Origin of the sequence: Humibacillus xanthopallidus (genome assembly GCF_006716675.1) — a bacterium.
In the GTDB taxonomy this organism is placed as follows: domain Bacteria; phylum Actinomycetota; class Actinomycetes; order Actinomycetales; family Dermatophilaceae; genus Humibacillus; species Humibacillus xanthopallidus_B.
Genome location: NZ_VFPM01000001.1, coordinates 115,341 through 138,655, shown reverse-complemented (window position 1 = coordinate 138,655; position 23,315 = coordinate 115,341). Strand labels below are relative to the sequence as shown.

Below are 23,315 nucleotides of genomic sequence, written 5' to 3'. Positions count from 1 at the left end.
AGCGCGGACGCGCGCTTGGTGAACGCAGGCGTTTGCGCGACCTGGCGATGGCCATTCAACCGGATCTGAGATCTGGAGAGTGCGGCAGCGTCAGCAAGCGCCGCCGGTTATCGGCGACATCAAGGTGCACGACAAGCGCGCTGTTCGCAGCGCTGGCAGTACCCCAGGTGCGAACGGTGCCGGGGAGTGGACAAAGGAGACCACACATGGCTGAGTTCAGCCGGCGACAGATCATGAAGTACGGGGCCGTTGGCGCCGCGGGCGCCTACCTGTGGGCCGTCACGGGCGAGCCGGCATCGGCGGGGACAGCGGGACCTGCAGACGGCGCTGCCTCGGCCGCCCGGGACCGTCTCGTCTTCGGCACGCCTGCCTCCGAGGCGGCGCACCAGCTCACAGGCACCCTCACCAGCTGCATGACAGGGGCAGTCGGCCAGACCGCTCGCGTCCTTGGCGCCAACGACCCCGCCGACATGTGGGGCGGCACCATGTCCTTCACCATGAAGGTCCACCCCCAGCAGACGACCTACCTGTCCATCAAGCTCTGGGGTGAGGACTGGGCCGACCTCAACGACGAGTGGCGCCTTCAGCTCTTCGTGGGAGGCAAGATCGTCGGCTGGTTCGACCAAGGACCCGTCGACAACCTCGACCAGATGAGCCTCAGCCCCCGCATCGCCGGCCACTTCTTCCTGCACACGATCCCGCTGCCCGAGCGGATGACCGAAGGGCGTCAGAGCCTCGAGGTCGAGATCCGCGCCATGGGACGGATCTGGGCCTACGGCGGGAGCGCTCAGGCGTTCTACAAGCCCATGACCCACGCCACGCGGCCCATCTACGCGGCCTACACGCACACCGACCCGTATTTCACCCCGGGTCAGGACGACGAGTTCGGACCGGGTGCGGGGCTCGGCAAGCGGGCCGACGACTCGGCGGCCGCGATCCAGCTCGTCCGTGACCGTGTCCTCAACGACCAGGCCGCGCTGCTGGACGCCACCCCACCCTCAACGATGGACCCGTGGGCTTGGATGACGCTCGTGCACGGCTACGAGTGGCCAGACGGTCCCGCCTACCATCAGCCGCGAGCGGTCACGAAGGTCGCCGAAGCGATCGACGCCTACTACCTGGCGTGGAAGAAGGACTCCACCCTGCTCACCTCATCAGGACAGCAGTGGCTCGGTTTCGGGCGCGTTGGCCAAGCCATTGACCGGCTCTGGGCCGACATCGAACCGCTGCTCGACCGGCCTGTTTCCCAAGGGTCGACCGCGGTCACCAACCCAGGATTTGAAGTTGGACTCGTCGGGTGGGCGAGGTCGACGTGGGGCAGCGGAAGCACTGGCACCCAAGAGGTCGACACCCAGGCCCGGCATAGCGGCACGGCGTCCTTGAAAGTGGTCGCGAACCCGAACGGGACGTCGGGAAGCACGGTTGGCGTCAGCCTGAACGGCAAGTACCGACCGCTCGTCGGCTCCGGTACCTACCGGGTGTCGGCTTGGTGTCGGACGGAGAACCTCTCAGGCATCGACGGCGCCTACCTGGACGTCATCTTCTACACCGCCGCCGGCGCCGCCAAGGCCGATCAGAAGTTCGGGAACCTCAGGGGCAGCCAGGACTGGACCCAGATCATCGCGGATGTCACGGTCCCTTCCGACGCGACGAGCGTGCGCATCGACCTTCGCGTCCGCGGTGAAGGGACGGCCTGGTTCGACGACGTCGACCTGATCCAGACCGCCGGGGATCCGCCCAAGGCCGACGGGTTGCCCAGCCGACGCAGCGCATACCGCGAGATGCTCCTCGCCAGCCGCGACCACTGGCGCCAGAACCAGCGTCACTATACGAACCAGGTCCAGTTCACCAGCCTCGGCATCTACCTGTGCAACAAGGCGCTCACGCTCCTGTCGCCGACCGACGCCTGGCCCGAACCGCAGGCCCGTGAATGGCTGTACGAGGCGGTCGGCCTGACCCCCTTGAGCTCTGGTGAGTTTGCAGACGGGTCAAAGAAGTGGAAGCTAGGCCACCACTACTACCTTTACACCCCCAAAGGCCTGAGCCGGGAGCTCGGGTACGTCGGCGGCTACGGCGAGATCCTGGCCGACCTGCTCACCTCGATCTACGAGGCAGTCACGACCGGGGCGATCTCCGCCACCGACGAGATCCTGCGCAAGCAGATCCTGAAGGTCCTCACCGCTCGGGGATGGTTCCGCCACGAGGGTGCGGACACCGACGGCAATCGCGTCATGAAGCTGGAGACAATTATCGGCTGGCGCAACGAGCACTACCCCGGCGAGGCCGACTACGCGGTGCCGGTGGACAAGGACATCAACCCGATGCAGCTTGCGGCAACGTTCCCCACCCCTGAGCTGGTCGGGTGGACGCAGGAGCTCGTGGCAGACGGCCAGCTCGGCCCGATGCTGGAGCTGTTGCACACCGACCTGTCCTCACGCATCGGCCTGACCGCCAGCAAATTCATCACCAAGGATCTGCCCACGTTTCTGCGGCAGGCGACCAGTCCCGCGCGCCTGCCGGGAGGCTGGAACCAGCCCGACTTCCTCTTCACCGACGAGCTCGACGGCGTGATTGCGCTCAAGCGAGGCGACGAGCTGCTTTACGTCTCGCTGTACTGGCGGGCGCGGCAGGCCGTCAACCGTTGGTCGCGCGTCCACTTGCTCCGTCCCGACCTCGAGCGCAGCGCGACCATCCGGTGTGACGTCGACTTCGGGTCGACCCCGCCCGTCGGCACGTTCACCGTGCAGGACTGGGTCTGCTGGGACTACGCGATCAACGACAGCGACGGCAACACCCTCGTGCCGGGCGGCTGGGCTCCTTCCGGGCCGACCCTTCACCAGGCTTTCGCGGGCGAGCGGCTTCCCGTCGCGCACACCCCCAGCGACATGGACCCCGCGCTCGGCGCGACAGGAGTTGGCGTCGAGTCGATCGGGGTCGGCAGGGCACCCTTCTACTCGCTGTCCTATGCCGGATACCACATCGCGATGAACACCACGTCGGACCAGACATTCGCGTGGCGAGCCCAAGCGTCCGGCTCAGGCATCGACTGCGCCACCGGGGCCCGCGTCACCCTGCAGCAGCAACGGTATGTCGCGCCTGGGGAGACAGTCGTCCTGTTCGACCCGAGCTCGCGAGCCCCTGCGTAAGCGCCAGCCCCCGCGGGAGGCTCCCATGGGGGTCCCCCGCGGGGCCGTACCGAAGCGCAGGGCATGCTGAGCGGAGCCGGCGGTTACCGCGTGGTCCCGGTGCGGCTGGCGGGGAAGCCACGCCTACGCGGTCATAGACGGAGATCACACCAGACCTGCTGCCCGAGTTCCGCTGAGTCGGTCGGGAGCTCGGCTCCGACAGTCGTCAGGAGGGTCACGCCACCGTCGGTGCTCTTATTGCCGCGCAAGGCGAGGACCACCCGGCCCCATCCCTGCTCATGGCACGGCGCAGGGCCACTCCCAACCCGCTCGGCGACTCGACCGGCGCGAGCCGGCCGGCGTCGCTGGCCACTCCCTTGGACGTGAGGAGCATGACGGCGAGCAGGCCGAGTTGCTGCCCGACGGACAGCTCGGTGTTCGTCGCTTGCGCGATGTAGATCGAGGCGAGCGATAGGTAAACGGCCGCGCCGTCGAGGTTGAAGCAGTACCCCGTCTCCACAACGAGCGCGTCCGAGTCACGACGCGCGCCTGCGTGCTGCAGCTTGCCGTGTCCGTGGCATCCGGGGAGCGAGCCCTCTAGGCAAGCTCGAGGTAAACAGCGGCATGTCCGGCGAGAAGTCCGGGCCCCGACGGGGTCTGCGCGATCGCACGGCTGGCCGCAATGGCGCTGATGTCGATCGGGCTCGCGCGATGATTCGTGACCAGAAGCTGGTTGCCGAACCGGGCGAACTCCACCCCCTTGAGCGGTGCGATCGTCATAAGAGGGGAGCGGCCCACCAGGAGCTCCACCGGTGTCTGCTCGAGCAAGACCACGGGATGCATCTCGCGCTTGCCGTACTCAGGGGGAACGATGGGCATCGACGCGCGGCTGTAGGAGTACCCGCACTGGAAGCCGAAGGAGTAGACGCGCCCTTGACCGATGGTGTGCTCGGAGATGGCGCTGGCGCCGGACTGGATGAACCGCCCAAGGGCGGTGCCGGTCTCGAACGACACCGTCGACCAGCCGTGCGGGATCACGTCCTCGCGCCACGCTATGCAGTCGAACGGGTGCTCCTGCTCGATGACGCCCAGCGCACTCTGCGCCAGCTTGCAGCCAGGCCCGTGCAACGCCGTTCCGCCGCCCTCCACGAACGCCCGCACCGAAGCCTCGAGCGCCTCTCTGGTCGCGTCGTCGGCGAGGTCGTAGAGGGAGTTGGTCGGCATGACGAGGTGCTGGTAGTCGCGCAGCAGCGCCCCGGAGACGACCTGGTCGGGGTGCAGGATGTCGACGTGCCATCCGCAGTCGGTGAACTGCTCGTACCAGCCGAGAAGGTCCATCCGATGCCGTCCGTCGGTGTCGACCTCGAGCGGCTCGAGCAGGCTCATCTCGGCCGGGAACAGGATCGCAACCTCCTTCGCACGCTCCCGCCCGTCCAGCAGCGGGATGACCTGCGCCGCCCACTCATTACCCGCCCGCAAGGACTGCCGGAATAGCTCATCCATGCGGAACATGACACCCCCGTCGTCGAGACCGCTATACCCATAGGCGTGGATCCGGGAGGCCCCGTTGGCGACGTGGGTCGCGATGGCTTCGGCCGGCGGCACGGTCCGGTAGACGTCTTGGTTGATGTGCCGGCCCAGGTAGAGGCCGCCCGTGAACGCCCTGCCGGCGTTCGCGCAACGCGCGATGGACGCCTCGACGCTCAGGGCCATGGCATCCGGGCGATTCTCCGCGTTGAGGGGTGAAGCGATGAACAGCGCTCCGTCGACGTGCTCGGCGCTCTTGTACACGTCCAGTGCCCGCTGCCCTGTCTGCCAGTCGGGTTGTCCCGGCGGGTTGAAGAAGTAACCCCACTGGTGCAACACCGGCTCGACGAAGAGGTCGGTGTCGAGCTCGTTCCATCGGCGTCGCATCGTGCGCAGGTAGTCCTGAAGCACGTCGGCCAGATGGGTCTGGTTATCCACCCAGCGGTGGAAGTCAGGGGTGCGCTTCGCGAAGTCCGAAACACTCGGTCGTGCGCACCCGACCCAGTTCAGCTCCTCGGGCCGCAGCCAATACTCATGGGGGGTCAGCGCGTCGAAGCCCGGAGAGTCCAGCGCATACCGCTGGTTCAGGGTGGAGATGTCGCCTTCGTAGCGCGTCGCGAGCCACGAAAGGTACTTGGTGCGGCCCTCCTCGTCGAAGCTCGGCTTCGGAATCGGGTCGAACATCGTCTGCATGACGACTTTGCCCTCTGGGGTTCGGTGCATGCCCGCCCCGTAGAGGCGCAGCAGTCCGCGGACGTGCTCGACCATCGAGTCCTGAGCGACGCGCGACCAGTACTTGTACGTGCCCATTAGGGTGCCGTCCGGTCGCGAGGGCTCCTCCCCGCGCACGGATGGCACGTCCCGGATGGACGGGTAGAGGTTGTCCCCGCACAGGTACAGGGCCAGACAGGTGTAGTCGAGGCCGTGACGGGCGGCCTCGTCCATCATCAGTTCCTGCATGGCGACATAGGTGCTGGCGGGCTTGCCCTCGTACCGGTCGAAGAAGTCCCGCCACGCCTTGGAGTCCAAGTTGATGCTGGTGAACCCCAGGCCGGCAGCGTCCGCGATTCCCGCTTTGGTGGCCTCCGCGTCGCTATAGAAGGGTTCGAAGAAGTTGCCGAACCACAGGCTCAGGAAGGGGCGCAGGCGCGCTGTCGACATGGGGCGTCCTTGGATGAGTGCAGTTGCGTGGTCGAAGGCGCTGACCGGCCGACAATGCGGTGCCCGAACGTTGCTCGCATCGAACAGACCGTGGCGTCGAAGAGTGGAAAGCGCTTGCCGCGAGTAAATCACCTGTTGGTCCGTGTCGCAATCATCCGTTCGCCCAGCCGGTAGCGGCCGGACCCGGCCGGTCGACGACTGTTGCGCGGTCCGACGCATGCGCACCTGCGCATCGGCATCCACAGTGCAGACCCACCGGCACCGGCTCAGCCGTCGCGGCGACCGAGCCGAGCCAACGCTCTGCGGACGATCGCCAGCAACCGCTTGACCCACCACCCCCCGGACCCGCGAGTTCGCCGTCCGGCGACGCGCGCGCGGCGACAGCCGCCACGACACCCTCCGAGTCCGCGAGCGATACTTCGCCCGCGAAACCTTCGCCATCATCCGTGCCGCTCCTGCGCCTCGAAGAGACCTTCGAGCACGCCGCCTGACTTGGGGCCTCAACGCGCTGATGGAGGGCCCGATCGCGCCATACATGACCGAGTGCATCACCTCGCCGGTCTTCCACGACCGGCCGCTGAGCACGATCACCGATTTTGAGTTCGCGACCGGCGGCTGCGTGTTGTGGTTCAACACGGCCCGCTCCACTCGAGCATCGGCATGGTGCCGCCCGGGGAGTACGAGCACACCGACTACCGAAGCCAGATCAAGCGGGACGCACCCGCATGACGACGGCCACGAGACCCAGACGCTTCATTAAGTCTCTGGCGACTGGACCGTCGCGGCGGGGTATGCCCGGCATGCCGGCAAGTCTCTTTCGAACTGCCGGCAGACGTGCTCTCACGAACCCTTCGCGCAAAGGTGTCAGAGCGGCGCTCCGCGTAGGCGTTGTCCAAGCCTGCTACTCCATTCCGTCGTTGACCCCGCCCTGGCCTGCCCGAATCTAGGGCCGTCCTTCGGAAGCTGCTCGTCTGTGGAACGCCCATCTACCCACCAGCGCGGGAACCATGGGCCCGGCCACCAGGAGAATGACCGGCTTCTGGCCGACTAGCGCCAACCACGCGAAGGTGGCTACCGCAGCCCCCGCCGCAGCGAGGGGGGATCTCACCAGCACGGGGGCTAGGAGGCGAACGGCGCCACGCACGGTGGGCGGGTTCGCGTGTGCGGCACACTCGAGCGCCGCAAGCCACGTCGCCGTTGCGACGGCGACGGCGACGAGCAGGAACACAAGGGCCACAGCCGAGACGGGGGAGGCCATCCGGAGCCAGAAGACGGCTGAGACTGCAGCCCCGGCAAAACCGAGCGACAGCGCCAGTCCAACGAGTGTCCAGTCCCTGAGCGCACGAGACCATGCGCGCCAGAAGGCCACGACGGGTGCAGGCTCCCCATCCCTTAGTAGCGTCTCCAGCACTCGCTGGAGGGCGATCGCGGACGATGCAGCTGTTACCACGGGCAGTGAGGCCACCAGTGCCAGCACGTTGAGGACGACAAGGTAGCCGGGTAGGGCGAGCCACCTGGGCAACTCCCCCGGGCTGCCTGGGCCGTCGGCAGGCCCGCCGTTGGGACTCGGCCCGCTGGACGACATGACACGCATCCTATCGTGGCTACGTGAACTGCGTCGTCGTGGACGAGGGTTCAAGATGGATCACGGGAAAGGGCTTGCCCGCTAGGTCCGCCTGCACTTATAGTGCTCGGGAAAGCGCATTCCGCTCAACGAAGAGAGGCTCCAAGTGTCCAAGCGATTCGCCCCCTCAGCGGTGGTGGCTGTCGCCGCCATCGTCGCCCTGTCGGCTTGTGGCAGTGGCAGCGGCTCCGGCGGCGGTGCCGATGGCAACCCGACATCCGCATCCGGAACCATCCGAGTACTCGTGCCCTCGTACCCCGCAAGTAACGAGGGAAAGGCTGCCCTCCAGAAGGTCATCGACGCCTTCCACAAGACCTACCCGAACGTGAAGGTCGAGCCCGACTTCGCCACCTTCGCCACGCTGAACGAGAAGATCTCCACCTCCATCGCCTCCGGCCAGGGCTACGACGTGTACGTCACCGGCATCGGCTGGATCCCCCCGTTCGCATCGAAGGGCGTCTTCAAGGACCTCGGCGAGTTCGGTGTCACCAACGACAACCTGAACAAGGGCGCGGCTCCTGCCCTCTCCGCCGCAGAGTACAACGGCAAGATCTACGCCGTGCCCCTCATCTTCGGACCCAAGCCGATGGCCTACAGCAAGAAGGCCTTCGCTGCCGCCGGCCTGGACCCGTCCAAGGCGCCGCAGACCTGGGCGGACCTTCGGGAGGATGCCATCAAGCTCACCAAGCGCGACGGGGGCAAGCTCACCCAGGCCGGGTTCGACTTCTGGGCCCCTCCGACGTCGTACCGTCAGGACTTCGTCACCTTCCTCGGCGCCCTCGGCCAGCCCCTCTACAAGGATGGCAAGCCAAACTTCGCCACGCCCGAGGGTGAGAAGGCGCTCAACGAGATGTCCTCGCTCATCAACGACGACAAGGTCAGCGACTTCGGCCTCGCCTCCCCGGACGGCCAGCCCCTCGTCTTCACCGGCAAGGCGGCCATGGGGGTGGCCGGTGGCTACATCGACTGCGCCAAGGTGGGCCAGGCCCGCTGCGACGACCTGACTTTCTTCAACCTCAAGGAGCAGGACACCGCCATGTTCTCCGGCGGCCAGCTCGCCTCCGTCGGCGCCCAGTCGCAGCTGCCGAAGGCCAGCTACGACTTCATCAAGCTGCTCAGCTCACCCGAGGCGGCATCGGACATCGCCAAGCTGAACTTCGGCGTCCCTGCCGTCGACGGCGCCGACCAGCTCGACGTGGTGAAGAGCAACCCCGCGAGTGCCTTCGCGGCCACCCAGCTCGACCACATGGTGTTCGAGGGTGGCAGCACAAACTGGCTCGAGGTGCGCAACAACTTCGGTGCACAGCTGGACACGGTGCTGCTCGGCAAGGCCGACGCGGCCACGGTCCTGCAGGGCCTGGCAAGCAAGTAGGCACGGCGAGCAACCGGAGGTAGGTCAGCATGACAGCAATCAAGACCGAGGTGGCGGGGCGAACGGCTGCCCCGCCACCCAGGGCCCCGAGGCGAAGGGCCCAAGGCCTGCAAGGGTCCCGGAAGCGCGCCGGGTGGGTCATGCTGGCCCCGGCCCTGGTCCACGCAGCTGTGTTCCTGCTCCTGCCGATGGTCATGCTCGTGGCGCTCAGCTTCACCGACTACCAGTTCCTGGGCGCATACCACTGGGTCGGCATCGACAACTTCGTTCAGCTCATGTCGGATGACCGCTGGCGGACGGCGCTGCTCAACACGGTGCTCTACACCGTGGTGACGGTGCCTATCGCCATGGCAGTCGCTCTGCTGATCGCGCTCGGACTGAACTCCGGTATCCGTGCCCGGGGCGCCATGCGGGTGCTGTACTACATGCCCCAGGTCACCGCAACCGTCGCCGTGGCAACGGTGTGGCTCTGGATATACCAGCCGGACGTCGGCTTGGCGAACAGCGTTCTGGGCCTGTTTGGACTGCCTCCCCAGGGGTGGCTCACCAACCCGAACCTCTCACTGCCGTCGCTGATGCTGGTGGGGGTCTGGCAGGGCCTCGGTGCGAAGATGGTCGTCTACCTGGCTGCCCTGCAGAGTGTCAGCAGGGACCAGCTCGAGGCCGCTCAGCTTGACGGCGCTAACCGGTGGCAGACCTTCTGGAACGTCACCTGGCCAGCCCTCGGACCTGCGCACTTCTTCGTCTTTGTCACGTCGACGATTGCATCCTTCCAGGTGTTCGACCTCGTGTTCGTCATGACGAAGGGCGGGCCCGGGTCGAGCTCGACGGTGATGACCTACGAAATCTACGAGAACGCGTTCCAGGGCCTACAGCTCGGGTATGCGGCTGCGCAGTCCGTGGTGCTGGTTGTCCTCATCGGTGTCTTCACCCTCATCGGGCTGCGACTTCAGAAGGTGAGCTCCGATGTCTAGGCCGCACGCAGCCCCTGGCCGCCGAAGCCGCGGTCTGTACGCCCTGACCGCCGTCATGGCTCTCGGCGCCGTCGCGATGGTCGCACCGTTCGTCTGGATGCTGCTCACCTCGCTGAAGTCCCCGTCCGAGCTGACGGAGTTCTCCTGGCTGCCCGATCAGCTGCGGTTCCAGAACTACACAGAGGCGCTCACAGCAGCACCCTTCGCGCGGTATTTCTTGAACACCGCCGTGCTCACGATCGGGCAGACGGCCCTCACCTTGCTCTTTGCCACCTCCGCCGGCTACGCGCTCGCGTGCACACCAATCCGTGGCCGCAAGGCACTCAACGCGTTCGTCGTGATCCTCATCATGGTGCCGTTCTACGCGATCCTGATCCCAGAGTTCCTGGTCGTGAAGTCCATCCCGCTGTTCGGCGGCAACAGCATCACGGGGCAGGGCGGCATCGGCTGGCTGAACTCGTGGTGGGGACTCATCATTCCGCACGCCATCGCGCCGATCTACATCTTCCTGGCTCGCCAGTTCTTCGTCAGCCTGCCGGAGGAGCTCGCCGAGGCGGCCAGGGTCGACGGGCTGTCCGAGTATGGGATCTTCTTCAGAATCATGCTGCCGCTCATCAAGCCCGCCGTGATCACCGTCGCCGTCTTCCAGATCGGTGCAGCCTGGAACAGCTTCCTGTGGCCCCTGCTCATCACACGGGATGACTCGCTTCGGCCAATCCAGGTGGGCTTGGCGATCTTCTCGCAGGACCCTCTCAACGTGCAGTGGGCCTACCTGATGGCTGGCGCCACGCTGGCGGTGCTTCCGATGATCGCCCTGTTCATCGCAGCCCAGAGGTACTTCATTGAGGGAATGGCCTCGGCCGGTCTCAAAGGATAGTTGGCGGCCAGTATCCGCTCGAGTGAGAGCCTGGAAGGCGCCCCTGGGGATGGGGGCGCCTTCCAACGTCTCTGGACATCGCTGCTCGTCGAGAGGTCCATTTCGAATCTCAGCATCGGGCCTGACTGACCGCTCGACACGGCACGAAGGGGACCACGATGGCCGCCGACCGGGCCCTCCTGCGCGTGAAAGCGGTTGAGGTGACGCGTGGCGATGGGTAGCGGAGGTCCGGAGATAAAGGAGGGGAGCTGCCACGTCCCGCCGCATGCACGCCTCGACCGCGCTAGCATTGGGAAGGCGCTTCCCGTCCCGGGCGCCGCATCCAACTCGATGAAGGATCTGCAGTGAACGCCATGTCGCCGGGGCCAGTGACGCTTCAAGACGTCGCCAATGAGGCGGGCGTGTCCCTGGCGACGGCCTCACGTGCCTTCAACGGCAGCACGCGTAAGGTTCGGCAGGACCTTCAGGAGCGGGTGCTCATCGCTGCGGCGAAGCTGAACTACGCGGCGAACGGGCCTGCGCAGGCCATGGCGCGTGGTCGCACAAACGTTGTGGGGCTCATTGTCCATGACATCGCAGATCCTTACTTCGCGGCGATTGCCGCCGGCGTCATGCGTGCCGCGGAGGAGGCGCACCTGCTCGTGACGCTCGGCAGCACGATGCGTCGTCCTGAGAGAGAGCTCGACTACCTTCAAGTGCTTCGCGGCCAACGGAGTCGGGCTGTGATCTTGGCCGGCAGTCGTGTTGACGACCCTGAGCTGTTGGCTCGGTTGCGAGAGGAATGTGAAGCGTTTGAGCGTGCCGGCGGGCGTGTCGTCGTCATCAGCCAGCAGAAGCTGCCTCTTGACACCCTCGTCGTCGAGAACCGCAGCGGTGCCAAAGCGCTTGCCCAGCAGCTGGCTTCCTTGGGCTATCAGCGGTTCGCGGTGCTCGCAGGCCCAGCGCGGCTGCTCACTGCGCGGGACCGCGTGCAAGGTATTCGTGAGGGTCTGGCCGCGGTGGGACTGCCCGCGCCCGTGGTCCTCCATGGTGCGTTCACTCGCGACGGCGGTCATGACGCGATGAGTCACCTCTTGGAGTCGCGGGCAGAGGTGGACTGTGTCGTGGCGGTCAACGACGTGATGGCTGTGGGTGCCATGGCCGCCTGCCGAGATGCCGGATTGCATCTACCGCGCGACGTGGCCCTTGCCGGGTTCGATGACATCGCCACACTTCGTGACGTGCATCCCAAGCTGACCACCGTTCGCTTGCCGCTGGAGCGCATGGGCGAGATTGCACTCGAGCTCGTCACGACCGCATCGGCGGGGGGGGCGCACCGCACCCGCCGGATTCGGGGCGAGGTCCTGATCCGCGAGAGCACGCCGCGCCACTCGGCGCGCTAGGCCACTCAGGCCATCGTCTGAAGCTGCGCGGCGGTGACCAACCCGATGAGCTCGCGGCCTTCTGCGAGACGGACCGCGTTGTCGACAGCGTGGTCTCCCAGGCGAAACAGCTCGTTGCCGAGGGCTCCTGCGACGTGGGGCGTGGCGAAGACATTGTCCAGGTGGAGCAGCGGCGAGTCGGCGGGTAGCGGCTCCTGCGGATCTGTGGTGTCCAGGACCGCCCGGAAGCGACCGGAGACAAGGGCCGTCACGAGTGCTTCATGGTCCACCAGACCCCCGCGAGCCGTGTTGATGAGAGTGGCGCCCTGCCGAACAAGATCGATGCGCCTGGCGTCGATCATGTGATAGGTCGAGTCGAGCAGGGGAGCGTGGAGGCTGATGACGCTGCAGGAACTCAAAAGCTCGTCAAGGTTGGCGAGCCGGACACCGAGGCGGTCGGCCTCTGCCTGGTTCACGAACGGGTCATGCAGCCAGATCTCCAGGTCGAACGGGGACAGGAGTTCGAGCACGCGTCGCCCGATGCTTGAGGCGCCCACCAGCCCCACACGACGCCCGTAGCAGCCGGCCTCCTTGAACTCCTCGAGGGTGTCGACCCGGCCTCCGGAGTGGTAGAGCTGCTGGGCACGGAAGACCTCCTTGGCGCTCAACAGGATCATTGCCAGCGTGTACTCGGCCACCGGCAGGGCGTTCACCTGCGCGGCCGACGTGACTGCTACGCCCCGGTCCCAGACCGCCGGGTCGACGTGGCCGCGGACGGACCCGGCGGCGTGCAGGATCGCCTTGAGTTTCGGGAGCTTCGCGAGCACCTCGGCGTCGATTCGAGGCGAGCCCCACCCGGTGATGAGAACCTCCACGCCGGCGAGGGCCGCCTCGTCCTCCTCCGAGAAGTCACGGATGGTTTGAGCCGTGTCGACGTGGTAGGCGGACTTCAGGCGCGACTGAGCGGCGGCGCTCAGGAGCCGAGGTGCAAGGTCGGCAGCCATTGCGAGTGCCGCCGAAGGCGTGTGGGTCATTGGGTGCTCCCGTCTGTCAGGGCTCGCAGCGCCCGAGCCTCTGAGGCCACTAGGTCGGGGTCGTCGTCGACGACGAACTCCAGCAGGAGGTCCACCGGCGTCCGAGTGGCCAGAACCTGGAGGGCTGCGCGCCACATGTCGCGGCGACCGACAAGTGGAAGGCGATGGGTTGCCGGCCACCAGGAGAACACATGGACAGCGCTGACCTTGTCAAGGACCTGCCTCAGGGTGTGGAGGGCGGCGGCGTCGGAGACGTCGTTCGGCGGCTGCCAGTACGTGGACACAGACGGGTGGTCCACCTCCCGGAGCAGGTCCAACGTGCTCTGGGCGCTGTCAGTCAGGGTGTCGGCGTGGAACTCGAAGGACAGTGACACCCCGTGTCCTGCCGCGATATCGGCTGCTTCGCGTGCTGCCGCGATGACGCGCTCGCGCGTCGTGGGATCGGCGTCCGCCGAGGCAACGGCACCGGCCCAGACCCGGACACGGTGGGTGCCCAGTCGCTGCGTCGCCTCGATCACCCGGCGGGCCTGCGCGGTGACATCAACTCCGGCGCGCCAGTACGAGCCGTAGGAGGCCACGCGTAGGCCCGCGTCCTCGGTGCGGAGGCGAACCTCGTCCAGTCGGGCAAGGTCATCAGGTGGCGCGTGCACGTCAGCGCCCCACTCGATGCAGCCAAGCCCTGCAGCCGTAGCCACTTCGATCACGCGTTCCACGGACAGCTGCCGCAATGTTACCGAGCAGAGCCCGAGAGTGCGATCTGGGACCACATCTAGCACAGCTCACTCCTTTATAGCCGCGGAACACGGTCCCAGTATTACAGGTAAACGCTTTCCAGGCCATGGCCAGTCTACGGGTCGTCGACCCCACCGCCTGGGGTGCGCGCGGCGGAATGCAGCCCCTAGGTGCCTCGGGAAACGCTTACCCAGACGTCTTGCGAAGGTGCGGATGGCCATATACCTTAGTGGGCAAGCGCTTTCCGTACGAGCTGAGGACGTGACATGGCAACCAAGACCATCGGCATCATCATGAACGGCATCACCGGCCGCATGGGGTATCGACAGCACCTCGTGCGCTCCATCCTGGCCATCCGTGACCAAGGTGGGGTCGAGCTGGCCGACGGCTCGCGTGTGCAGGTCGCGCCAGTCCTCGTCGGGCGCAACCTCGAGAAGGTCAAGGAGATCGCAGAGCGACACGGCGTCGACCGGTATACGACCGACCTCGACGCGGCACTGGCAAACCCGGAGGATGAGATCTACTTCGACGCCCAGCTGACGACCGTGCGCGAGGAATCCATCCTCAAGGCAATCGCCGCAGGCAAGCACATCTACACGGAGAAGCCGATCTCCGAGTCGCTGGAGGGATCACTGCGGATAGCGCGAGCTGCAGCAAAGGCCGGCGTCAAGAACGGCGTCGTGCACGACAAGCTCTACCTGCCAGGCCTGCTCAAGCTCAAGCGACTCATCGACGGAGGCTTCTTCGGTCGCATCCTGTCGGTTCGCGGGGAGTTCGGCTACTGGGTGTTCGAGGGAGACTGGCAGCAGGCGCAGCGCCCCAGCTGGAACTACCGCTCCGAGGACGGCGGCGGCATGACCACCGACATGTTCTGCCACTGGAACTACGTGCTGGAGAACCTGTTCGGTCGAGTCGAGGCCGTCACCGCCAAGGCCGTCACGCACATCCCCCAGCGGTGGGACGAGCAGAACCGGCCCTACACCGCGACCGCAGACGATGCCGCGTACGGCATCTTCGAGCTGGAAGGCGGCGTCATCGCCCAGATCAACTCCTCGTGGTCCACGCGCGTGCACCGGGACGAGCTCGTGGAGTTCCACGTCGACGGCACCGAAGGCAGTGCGGTAGCGGGGCTGCACAACTGCGTCGCCCAGCACCGGGCAGAGACGCCGAAGCCCGTCTGGAACCCGGACCTGATCGAGGCGACCCCCTTCCGCGAGCAGTGGCACCCGGTGCCGGACAACGCGGTCTTCGACAACGGGTTCAAGGCCCAGTGGGAGCAGTTCCTGCGCTATGTCGTCGGTGAGGGCGAGCACGTCTACGACTTCCTCGCCGGCGCGCGCGGTGTCCGTCTGGCGGAGGCCGGGCTGCAGTCCTCTGCGCAGGGTCGCCGTATCGAACTCGGCGAGCTGTCGGCATGACTGTCCTCGACCTGCCGCGCGGCGACGGTACCTGGCAAAGTCTGAAGCTGCGGGAGCCGACCCAGTGGACGATCCCCGATGGGGCGGCCCGCACTCGCATCGCGTTCGGTGCGGCCCACGTTGTCGCCGACCCGCTCGGCGAGAACGTCCCCGGAGCACCGGCGGTGGTCGACTGGGAATCGACCCTCGGCTTCCGCCGGCACTTGTTCGCCCACGGACTCGGGGTCGCAGAGGCGATGGACACCGCCCAGCGAGGCATGGGCCTGGACTGGGATACAACGCGCGAGCTGATCCGGCGTTCAGCGGACCAGGCCAATGCCGAGGGCGCCCGCATCGCGTCCGGTGCCGGCACCGACCACCTGCGAGCCGAAGTCGCCAGCCTCGCCGAGGTTCTGGCCGGGTACGAGGAGCAGCTCGGATTCGTCGAGTCGACCGGGTCCCAAGCGATCGTCATGGCCAGCCGGCAGCTGGCGCGGCTGGCCACCGGCTTCGAGGACTACGCCCGCATCTACGACCTGTTGCTCAGCCAGTGTGAGCGGCCCGTCATCCTGCACTGGCTCGGGACCGCGTTCGACCCATCACTGGCCGGCTACTGGGGATCGGACGACGTCGAGGTCGCCACGAAGAACTTCCTGTCTGTCATCACCGACCACGCCGAGCGCATCGACGGGGTCAAGGTGTCCCTGCTCGACGCCGAACACGAGAAGGGGTTGCGCGCGGCCCTTCCTGAGGGCGTGCGGCTCTACACCGGGGACGACTTCAACTACCCCGAGCTCATCAAGGGGGACGGGATTCACCACTCCGACGCGCTGCTGGGCATTTTCGCCGCCATCGCCCCGGCGGCCGGGGCCGCCCTGGCCGCCCTGGACGCCGGCGACATGGCCGCGTACGACGATGCCTTCGCGCCGACCTTGCCACTGGCGCGACACGTGTTCGCGGCTCCGACCTACTACTACAAGACGGGCATCGCTTTTCTGGCGTGGCTGAGTGGGCACCAGCCCGGGTTCACGATGGTCGGTGGCCTGCAGAGCGCACGCAGTGTCGTACACCTGGCCGACACGGTCCGGCTCGCCGACGCCGCCGGGCTGCTGCCGGACCCGGACCTGGCCGCAGAGCGGATGCGGCACCTGCTCGCCGTGGCAGGGCTGGGCCGATGAGTACCGGCCTGGAGCGGCTGTCGCTCAACCAGAAGACGACGAACTCGTGGTCTCTCCCCGAGGCAGTCAACGGGTGCGTCCGGGCAGGCCTGCACTCCATAGGGGTGTGGCGCGAGCCGCTGGCTGACATTGGCCTGGGCCGGGCCAAAGCACTCATCGACGCGGCCGGGCTGCGGGTGTCCTCGCTGTGTCGCGGGGGCTTTCTCACCGCCGCCGACGACGTCGCATTCGAGGCTGCCCTGGCCGAGAACACGCGCGCAATCGAGGAGGCCGCGACCCTCGAGGCCGACTGCCTTGTTATGGTCGTCGGCGGGCTGCCGGACGGGTCACGCAACCTGCCGGCCGCACGAGCCCGCGTCAGCGAGGGCATCGAGCGGCTCGTGCCGGTCGCGGCAAAGCGCGGGGTGCGCCTTGCGCTTGAGCCGATGCACCCGATCTTCACCGCCGACCGCGGCGTGCTGGCCACCCTCGGTGAGGCGCTCGACATCGCCGAGCCGTACCCGGCCGAGCACGTCGGCGTCGTGGTCGACTCCTTCCACGTCTGGTGGGACCCACAGCTCGAGGAGCAGGTCGCCCGAGCCGGTCGTGCCAACCGCATTGCCAGCTTTCAGGTGTGCGACTGGATAACCCCGTTGCCTGCCGACTCACTGCTCTCGCGGGGGATGATGGGCGACGGGCACATCGACTTTCGCTACCACCACGAGCTGGTGACCGCTGCCGGATACACCGGCGACATCGAGGTGGAGATCTTCAACGCCGACATCTGGGCGGCCGACCCTGCCGCCGTCCTCGAGACGATGAAGCGCAGGTACCTCGACCTCGTGGTGGCCTGACGATGCGTGTTGTCATTGCACCCGACTCGTACAAGGGCAGCATCGCAGCTAAGGACGCAGCTGAGGCCATCGCTGACGGGTGGCGCGCGGTCCGGCCTCAGGACGAGCTGCGCTGCCTTCCCATGGCCGATGGCGGCGAGGGAACATTGGACGTCATCGAGGCGACAACCCCTGACGCGCAGCAGATCGCAACGCGGGTGCTCGGCCCGGCCGGACCCACGATGGCTGGCTGGCTGCTGTTGCCGGACGGGACGGCGGTCGTGGAGCTTGCCGTGACGTCCGGACTTCCGCTGCTGCCTCAGCCCGATCCTCTGGGGGCTCACACGTTCGGTTTCGGCCAGCAGCTAGCTGCGGCAGCCACACACCCCCAGGTGAGGCGGATCGTCGCTGCACTCGGTGGATCGGCGAGCACGGATGGCGGCGCGGGCGCGCTCACGGCGCTCGGGGCTCGCTTTCTGGGGGCCGGTCACCTTCGTCTGCCGCTCGGGGGCTCACATCTGGTCGACCTGACCGGAATAGACGTCTCGCGGATGATCCCCCCGCCACCAGATGGAGTTGAGGTCCTGGTGGACGTTGACGCGCCACTTCTTGGACCCGCCGGCTCGGCTGCCGCTTTCGCACCCCAGAAGGGGGCGGCTGCCGACGAGGTCCAGCTGCTCGAACGTGGGCTGCAGACGCTCCGCGACGTCGTCGGCGAAGAGGGGAACGCTCCGGGCAGTGGGGCCGCCGGTGGTACGGCGTTCGGCCTGTCAGCGCTCTGGGGAGGCCGCCTGGTCAAGGGCTCGGAGGCCTTGGCGCGGCTCACGTGTCTCGACGAGCTGGCGGAACGCGCCGACCTCGTGGTCACTGGAGAAGGGCGTCTGGACGCACAGAGCTTCCACGGCAAGGTGGTCGGCCGGGTATCACTGGCAGCTAAGCCGACGACGCCCCTGTGGGCCGTCGTCGGGCAGGCCGCGCCCGAGGCCAGGTCGCAGATCGCCGAGGTCGTAGCTCTCGAAGATCTCGCCGGCACGGCCCAGGAGGCCATGGCCAACCCAGCTCGTTGGCTTCGGCAGGCCGGGATGCGCCTTGCGGAGCGGGCGGGCACCAACACCGACGACGCATGGGAAGTGGAATGACAATGACTGTCGCTCAGACCAAGCCCACCAACGAGCACATGTTCTGGCTCCAGGACCAGCGCCGCCAGCTCTTGCAGCTCGCCTTGTCAGCCAGCCATCCGGCGGGCGGCTTCGGCTGGCTCGACGGCGCCGGAGGCCTGATTCAGGACAAGGGCGTCGAGCTGTGGATCGCCGCTCGCATGACCCACGTTGCAGCCTTGGAGGCATTGCAGGGAGATCCCAGGGCCGCAGACGCTGTGGACCAGGGAGTCAAAGCCTTCGAGTCCACGCTCAAGGACCACGACTACGGAGGGTGGTTTGCGGCGATAGACGGGGCCGGCGTTGCACACACTGACAAGCGAGCCTATGAACACGCCTTCGTCATCTTGGCCGCCGCCAGCGCAACAGCAAGCGGACATCCTCGCGGCAGGGCGTTGCTCGATGAGGCGGTGGAGGTCTTCGACCAGCGATTCTGGCGTCCGGCCGACGGCCTGGCCGTCGATGTCTGGAACCGGGACTGGACTGAGCTGGAACCTTATCGCGGCGTGAATGCCAACATGCACACGGTTGAGGCGCTCTTGGCCGCCGCGGACGTCACGGGGGATGCCAAGTGGGTCGCATACTGTGCCGAGATCGTCGAGCGTGTCGTGCACGGGTTTGCCGCCGAGTCCTCTTTCCGCCTGCCTGAGCACTTCACGGAGTCGTGGGAGCCGGTGTGGGACTACAACATCGACGCGCCGGCGCACCCCTTCCGGCCGTACGGCGTGACCATCGGGCATCTCTTCGAGTGGTCGAGGCTGACCCTTCAAGTGCGAACCGCCCTCGGTGATGCGGCCCCGGTGTGGATGCTCGAGGATGCGGTCTCGCTTTTCGAGCGTGCGACGCTCGAGGGCTGGAGCGTGGACGGTCGGACCGGATTCATCTACACGACGGACTATGCCGGGATGCCCGTCGTTCGGGATCGGCTGCATTGGGTCGTCACCGAGGCCATCGCGGCGGCATGGGCGGTGCAGGAGGCGCTCGGGACAGTCGAACCTCTCACGTTGTACTACAAGTGGTGGGACCACGCCAGGGAGCTCTTCATCGACGCGCGCAGTGGTTCGTGGCAGCACGAGCTGTCCCCGGACAACTCACCCGCTTGCTCTGTCTGGGTCGGGCGCCCCGACGTCTATCACGCTTACCAAGCCGCCCTATTGCCCACGCTGCACAGGATCACGTCCTTCGCGGGAGCACTGTCGCAAGCCTGAGGGCACTGACGGTCGCTCGTCGCAACGACCCGTGAATCTCTGGCTGGGGGACGCAGCGGTGCCGTGCGCGGACATCATTGGCTTGGCAGGATCGGCGGGGCGCCTGCCTCGATGTCGGGCGTACGCGGTCGGCGGCGACGTGATTTCTCACGGGACGTCGTCAGTCGGTGCCGGGATGCGCCCGAGGTGGCCTGGGAGGACCCGAGTTGTCGAGATCGGTGTGGCCGATCAGTCCACCCCAGTCCTGGCCGACGAGGGTGAAGCGTCTGGGTCTCGTGGCCGTCGTCATGCGGGTGCGTCCTGCCTGATCTGGCTTCGGTAGCAAGTGTGCTCGTACTCCCCGGGCGGCACCATCCCGATGCACGAGTGGAGCTGTCGGCATCGCTCGACACCGGCTGCCGCCGAGGCCGCCTCAAGGGCCGCGCGCTCTAGATCACGAACGAACGGGGGCCGGTCGACCCAGGAGAGCGACCGCGGCAGGTTGGGCTCGTTCAGCGTCACGGCATACGCCATGCGGTCGCCGAAGCGGTCGGTGACCCACCCGCAGGAGCGCGCGAAGCGCTCGGCCGAGCGCAGGCTCAGCCAGCCAGCCGCCGTCGGCAGCGAACCAGTGCGGTGAGGCGAAGTGGTTGAAGGGCCAGACCACGTCGAGCTCCTCCCGCTGGCCGAAGCGTTCGAGGTGGTCCTTGACCACCAACGCGAACCGCTCCGGGTCGCCGTCGTCGGGAACCGACGCCTCGACCCGCAGCAGCCCGGCATCCGACATCAGGCGGACGACCTGCCCGGTGTCGAAGTGGATGACGGTCGCACCGTCCTCCTCGGCTGCGCTGCCCTTGCACGCCCAGTGCCCGGCGAGCTGCTTCGCGTAGCGCTCCGCTCCTGCAGCTCCCGAGGAGGAAGTGCTTCCGGGCGAACCAGGACCCGGCAGAGGTTCGAGACTGAACTGCCCAGCCCTGGATGACGCCAGGCGTGAGGATGCGGCATGGCATGGGAAAGTCGCCACGCTTCCGCACGAGGGTTTCGCCGACCCGTGTCGTGGGCGTGAGGGTCAGCCCAATCGAGCTGCCACTTCCTGAAGGGGGAGTAGTGCGTCGAAACGGCTGAGGTATGCCGCGAAGCCGGCCACTTCCGCGGGGTCGGCGGTGACCACGCTGGTTGCGGCGGTGGCGAAGACGGTCCGGTCGAGGAAGGTGGCGAGATCGAGCTCGTCGCGCACCATCAGGGCCGCGAGGACGGCCATGCCCCACGCCCCGCCCTCGCCGGCCCCTTGGAGCACGGTGACCGGGGTGTCGAAGGCGGCGGCGAGCGCGTGTTGGGCAACGCCTTCGGTGCGGAAGACGCCGCCGTGCGCGACGACGTTGTCGGTGGTGACGCCGGCATCACGAAGCGAGCGCATCCCCAGAGCGAGTGCGCCGAAGATGGCGTAGACGTGAGCCTTCACCAGGTCGGGAAGGCTCAGTCGGTGGCCGGTGCTGCGTACCACGAGGGGATGGCCGGTGGTGACTCCCGCAACGGGCTCGCCTGCAAGGAAGTTGTGGACGATGACCCCTCCGGCGTCACTGGCGCCGTCGGCGGCAGACTCCAGCAGGATGCGGAAGACCTGGTCGCGAGAGAGGTTGACCTGCAGTCGTCTGGCGAAGTCGGCGAACACGTCGGCCCACGCGTCGAGCTCGCTCGCGCCGTTGTTGGCGTGGACCATGGCGACGGGGTGGCCCGCAGGGGTGCACACGATGTCGACGTTGGGGTCCGTTCCGCGCCACGGCGCATCGAGGACGGTCATCGCGAAGACGCTCGTGCCGACGCTGACGTTCGCCGTGCCGGGACGGACGCTGTTGGTGGCGACCATGCCCGTCCCGGCGTCACCCTCCGGCGGGCAGAGGGGTGATCCGGCGGCCAGCGTGCCGGTCTCGTCGAGGAGTCGGGCTCCGTCGACGGTCAGAACGCCGGCGCGGACGCCGGCCGGGAGCACCCGCGGGAGCAGCTGCACGAGAGGTCGGGCGACTCCGGTCCCCTTGGATGACGACCGCAGCAAGTCGTCTACGCGGGCAAGGAGCCGCTCGTCGTAGGTGCCGGTGGCCGGATCGATGGGGAACATGCCCGAGGCGTCGCCGACACCGAGGACGTGCTCACCGGTCAGTCGTCGGTGCACCCAGCCGGCGAGGGTGGTCAGACGAGCCAACCTGCCCAGGTGGGCCTCGTCGTCCAGATGCGCCTGGTAGAGGTGTGCGACCGACCACCGCTGAGGGATGTTGACTCCGAGGGCCTGGCTGAGCTCGCCTGCCGCCGTGGCGGTGGTGGTGTCTCGCCAGGTGCGGAACGGGACCAGCCATCGGTCGTCCTCGTCGAGAGCGATGTAGCCGTGCATCATCGCCGATACCCCGAGTGCTGCCACCCGACGGAGCTCGAGACCGTGGGTCGCGGAGAGGTCGCCGCGAAGGTCGGTCATGCAGGCCGCCAGACCCGCGTCGATCGCGGACTGCGCGTAGGTCCAGTGCCCGCCCTCCAGATGGCTCTGCCAGGCGTGCGTGCCGGCGGCGACCCGCGTGCCGGCGGTGTCGGTGAGCACCGCTTTGATCCGGGTCGAGCCGAGCTCGATGCCGAGGACCACGCGCCCGGCCTCGACCACCTCGCGCTCCCACGTCATCGCACATCGTCCAATGTGATCGTGAACATACATCGCGCGAAAACTCTCATCCCCATTGACATGCTCCAATGTTAACGCTCACAATGACGATCGACAAGAAGGAGCTGTGCACATGGAGAAGGCAACGCCGCGCACCCCCGTCATGGGTGACGTCGCCAAGCTGGCCGGGGTGTCCCACCAGACCGTGTCGAGGGTGCTCAACGACCACCCGCACATCCGCCCGAGCACCAGGGCCAAGGTCGAGCAGGCCATCGCCCAGCTGGGGTATCAGCCGAACACCGCTGCTCGGGCCCTCGTGCGCGGTCGCACGGGCATGGTCGGCATCGTGACGGCGGCCGGAGCCTTCTATGGCCCGCGTAGCGCCCAGCATGCGGTGTCGGTCGCCGCCCGTGCCGCCGGCTTCTCCGTGACGAACATCGAGCTCGACGAGATCACGTCCGAGACCCTCGCTGCGGCGGTGGAGGACCTTGCGCGAGTGGGGGTGGAAGGCCTCGTGGTCGTCGCCGGCCACGACGCCGCCGTCGACGTCGCGCGTCGACGCCAGGGCACACTGCCCGTCGTCGTCGTCGAGGGTGACCTGACCCGTGCTGCGATGAGTGCGGGCGTCGACCAGGTCGCCGGTGCCGTCGCGGCCACCGAGCACCTCCTGCGCCTCGGCCACCGCCGGATCGCGCACATCTCCGGCCCGCTCGACTGGTCGGAGGCCAGGGCACGACTCGACGGATGGCGGCTTGCCATGACGCGCGCCGGACTGCCCGCGGCCGACCTCCTTCCCGGCGACTGGAGCCCTGCCTCGGGCTACGCCGCGGGGCAGCGGCTGGCCGACGACGCTGGCGTGACCGCCGTGTTCGCCGGCAACGACCAGATGGCCCTCGGCGCCCTGCGTGCCCTGCGCGAGGCAGGCCTTCGGGTCCCCGAGGACGTCTCCCTCGTCGGGTTCGACGACATCCCCGAGGCCGCCTACCTCTCACCACCACTCACCACGGTGCACCAGGACTTCACGACCGTCGGCCGACAGGCCATCGCCGTACTGACGGCCGTGTTGCGCGGCGACGAGCCACCCACCGGTGGCCTGCTCCCCGCGCCCCTCGTGGTCCGGGGTAGCACCGCGACTGCCCGGACGGAGGCCTGA

18 protein-coding genes are annotated in these 23,315 nt (G+C 67.4%); 11 read left to right on the top strand and 7 right to left on the bottom strand.

What is annotated here, in order from left to right; translation table 11 throughout:
- Positions 1-206: 206 nt before the first annotated feature.
- The gene (locus tag FBY41_RS00660; protein WP_141841512.1) at positions 207-3,146 is read left to right on the top strand and encodes a Tat pathway signal sequence domain protein; all 2,940 of its coding nucleotides are present in this window, start codon (positions 207-209) and stop codon (positions 3,144-3,146) included.
- 214 nt (positions 3,147-3,360) lie between these two features.
- On the opposite strand, the gene FBY41_RS23565 is transcribed toward FBY41_RS00660, so the two are convergent.
- From FBY41_RS23565 to FBY41_RS24215, 3 genes are all read right to left on the bottom strand, one after another.
- Complete coding sequence (locus tag FBY41_RS23565) at positions 3,361-3,687, bottom strand: cation:dicarboxylate symporter family transporter (RefSeq protein WP_221629219.1); 327 nt, start codon at positions 3,685-3,687, stop codon at positions 3,361-3,363.
- Positions 3,688-3,722: 35 nt separating this feature from the next.
- Positions 3,723-5,813 carry a hypothetical protein gene (locus FBY41_RS00650; protein WP_141841511.1) on the bottom strand — a complete coding sequence of 697 codons (2,091 nt, stop codon included), beginning with the start codon at positions 5,811-5,813 and terminating at the stop codon, positions 3,723-3,725.
- Positions 5,814-6,756: 943 nt separating this feature from the next.
- Complete coding sequence (locus FBY41_RS24215; protein WP_185748821.1) at positions 6,757-7,398, bottom strand: DUF624 domain-containing protein; 642 nt, start codon at positions 7,396-7,398, stop codon at positions 6,757-6,759.
- Positions 7,399-7,681: 283 nt separating this feature from the next.
- On the opposite strand from FBY41_RS24215, the gene FBY41_RS00640 reads away from it, so the two are divergent.
- The 4 genes from FBY41_RS00640 to FBY41_RS00625 all read left to right on the top strand — a co-directional run bounded on the left by FBY41_RS00640 (position 7,682) and on the right by FBY41_RS00625 (position 12,042).
- Positions 7,682-8,809 (top strand): extracellular solute-binding protein, encoded by a 1,128-nt coding sequence (locus FBY41_RS00640; RefSeq protein ID WP_185748820.1) that lies wholly within the window; start codon positions 7,682-7,684, stop codon positions 8,807-8,809.
- Positions 8,810-8,949: 140 nt separating this feature from the next.
- On the top strand, positions 8,950-9,783 hold the full coding sequence (locus FBY41_RS00635) for a carbohydrate ABC transporter permease (RefSeq protein WP_221629187.1): 834 nt from the start codon (positions 8,950-8,952) through the stop codon (positions 9,781-9,783).
- Positions 9,784-9,838: 55 nt separating this feature from the next.
- Positions 9,839-10,660 carry a carbohydrate ABC transporter permease gene (locus FBY41_RS00630; protein ID WP_221629186.1) on the top strand — a complete coding sequence of 274 codons (822 nt, stop codon included), beginning with the start codon at positions 9,839-9,841 and terminating at the stop codon, positions 10,658-10,660.
- 353 nt (positions 10,661-11,013) lie between these two features.
- Positions 11,014-12,042 carry a LacI family DNA-binding transcriptional regulator gene (locus FBY41_RS00625; protein WP_141842963.1) on the top strand — a complete coding sequence of 343 codons (1,029 nt, stop codon included), beginning with the start codon at positions 11,014-11,016 and terminating at the stop codon, positions 12,040-12,042.
- A 5-nt stretch (positions 12,043-12,047) separates the two neighbouring features.
- On the opposite strand, the gene FBY41_RS00620 is transcribed toward FBY41_RS00625, so the two are convergent.
- Together FBY41_RS00620 and FBY41_RS00615 are read right to left on the bottom strand one after the other, a co-directional pair.
- Positions 12,048-13,055, bottom strand: a complete 1,008-nt coding sequence (locus FBY41_RS00620) for a hydroxyacid dehydrogenase (RefSeq protein ID WP_221629185.1) — start codon at positions 13,053-13,055, stop codon at positions 12,048-12,050.
- Positions 13,052-13,768, bottom strand: a complete 717-nt coding sequence (locus tag FBY41_RS00615; protein WP_260439480.1) for a sugar phosphate isomerase/epimerase family protein — start codon at positions 13,766-13,768, stop codon at positions 13,052-13,054. Before FBY41_RS00615 ends, FBY41_RS00620 begins: the two co-directional genes overlap by 4 nt.
- Before the next feature lie 285 nt (positions 13,769-14,053).
- On the opposite strand from FBY41_RS00615, the gene FBY41_RS00610 reads away from it, so the two are divergent.
- From FBY41_RS00610 to FBY41_RS00590, 5 genes are read left to right on the top strand one after another with little or no spacing between them, the layout of a single operon-like run.
- Positions 14,054-15,205, top strand: a complete 1,152-nt coding sequence (locus FBY41_RS00610; protein ID WP_141841506.1) for a Gfo/Idh/MocA family protein — start codon at positions 14,054-14,056, stop codon at positions 15,203-15,205.
- Positions 15,202-16,362, top strand: coding sequence for a dihydrodipicolinate synthase family protein (locus tag FBY41_RS00605; RefSeq protein ID WP_141841505.1), 1,161 nt, complete (start codon positions 15,202-15,204; stop codon positions 16,360-16,362). The genes FBY41_RS00610 and FBY41_RS00605 overlap by 4 nt, the downstream gene beginning before the upstream one ends.
- Positions 16,359-17,195, top strand: a complete 837-nt coding sequence (locus FBY41_RS00600; protein ID WP_141841504.1) for a sugar phosphate isomerase/epimerase family protein — start codon at positions 16,359-16,361, stop codon at positions 17,193-17,195. Before FBY41_RS00605 ends, FBY41_RS00600 begins: the two co-directional genes overlap by 4 nt.
- A gap of 2 nt (positions 17,196-17,197) precedes the next feature.
- Positions 17,198-18,313, top strand: a complete 1,116-nt coding sequence (locus FBY41_RS00595; protein ID WP_141841503.1) for a glycerate kinase — start codon at positions 17,198-17,200, stop codon at positions 18,311-18,313.
- Between the two features lie 2 nt (positions 18,314-18,315).
- Positions 18,316-19,539 (top strand): AGE family epimerase/isomerase, encoded by a 1,224-nt coding sequence (locus tag FBY41_RS00590; protein WP_221629183.1) that lies wholly within the window; start codon positions 18,316-18,318, stop codon positions 19,537-19,539.
- A gap of 433 nt (positions 19,540-19,972) precedes the next feature.
- On the opposite strand, the gene FBY41_RS00585 is transcribed toward FBY41_RS00590, so the two are convergent.
- Both FBY41_RS00585 and FBY41_RS00580 read right to left on the bottom strand, forming a co-directional pair.
- Entirely contained in the window at positions 19,973-20,542 is a 570-nt protein-coding gene (locus tag FBY41_RS00585; protein WP_221629182.1) for a DUF2218 domain-containing protein, read from the bottom strand.
- Positions 20,543-20,587: 45 nt separating this feature from the next.
- Positions 20,588-22,183: a xylulokinase gene (locus FBY41_RS00580; RefSeq protein ID WP_141841502.1), complete on the bottom strand. Its 1,596-nt coding sequence runs from the start codon at positions 22,181-22,183 to the stop codon at positions 20,588-20,590.
- Positions 22,184-22,295: 112 nt separating this feature from the next.
- On the opposite strand from FBY41_RS00580, the gene FBY41_RS00575 reads away from it, so the two are divergent.
- Positions 22,296-23,315: a LacI family DNA-binding transcriptional regulator gene (locus FBY41_RS00575; RefSeq protein WP_260439479.1), complete on the top strand. Its 1,020-nt coding sequence runs from the start codon at positions 22,296-22,298 to the stop codon at positions 23,313-23,315.

What these genes read in the sequence shown, in the direction of transcription:
- FBY41_RS00660 (WP_141841512.1), top strand. Translation starts at nt 207, where the DNA reads ATGGCTGAGTTCAGCCGGCGACAGATCATGAAGTACGGGGCCGTTGGC.
- FBY41_RS00650 (WP_141841511.1), bottom strand. Translation starts at nt 5,813, where the DNA reads ATGTCGACAGCGCGCCTGCGCCCCTTCCTGAGCCTGTGGTTCGGCAAC.
- FBY41_RS24215 (WP_185748821.1), bottom strand. Translation starts at nt 7,398, where the DNA reads ATGTCGTCCAGCGGGCCGAGTCCCAACGGCGGGCCTGCCGACGGCCCA.
- FBY41_RS00635 (WP_221629187.1), top strand. Translation starts at nt 8,950, where the DNA reads ATGCTGGCCCCGGCCCTGGTCCACGCAGCTGTGTTCCTGCTCCTGCCG.
- FBY41_RS00630 (WP_221629186.1), top strand. Translation starts at nt 9,839, where the DNA reads ATGGCTCTCGGCGCCGTCGCGATGGTCGCACCGTTCGTCTGGATGCTG.
- FBY41_RS00625 (WP_141842963.1), top strand. Translation starts at nt 11,014, where the DNA reads ATGTCGCCGGGGCCAGTGACGCTTCAAGACGTCGCCAATGAGGCGGGC.
- FBY41_RS00620 (WP_221629185.1), bottom strand. Translation starts at nt 13,055, where the DNA reads ATGACCCACACGCCTTCGGCGGCACTCGCAATGGCTGCCGACCTTGCA.
- FBY41_RS00610 (WP_141841506.1), top strand. Translation starts at nt 14,054, where the DNA reads ATGGCAACCAAGACCATCGGCATCATCATGAACGGCATCACCGGCCGC.
- FBY41_RS00605 (WP_141841505.1), top strand. Translation starts at nt 15,202, where the DNA reads ATGACTGTCCTCGACCTGCCGCGCGGCGACGGTACCTGGCAAAGTCTG.
- FBY41_RS00600 (WP_141841504.1), top strand. Translation starts at nt 16,359, where the DNA reads ATGAGTACCGGCCTGGAGCGGCTGTCGCTCAACCAGAAGACGACGAAC.
- FBY41_RS00595 (WP_141841503.1), top strand. Translation starts at nt 17,198, where the DNA reads ATGCGTGTTGTCATTGCACCCGACTCGTACAAGGGCAGCATCGCAGCT.
- FBY41_RS00590 (WP_221629183.1), top strand. Translation starts at nt 18,316, where the DNA reads ATGACTGTCGCTCAGACCAAGCCCACCAACGAGCACATGTTCTGGCTC.
- FBY41_RS00580 (WP_141841502.1), bottom strand. Translation starts at nt 22,183, where the DNA reads ATGACGTGGGAGCGCGAGGTGGTCGAGGCCGGGCGCGTGGTCCTCGGC.
- FBY41_RS00575 (WP_260439479.1), top strand. Translation starts at nt 22,296, where the DNA reads ATGGAGAAGGCAACGCCGCGCACCCCCGTCATGGGTGACGTCGCCAAG.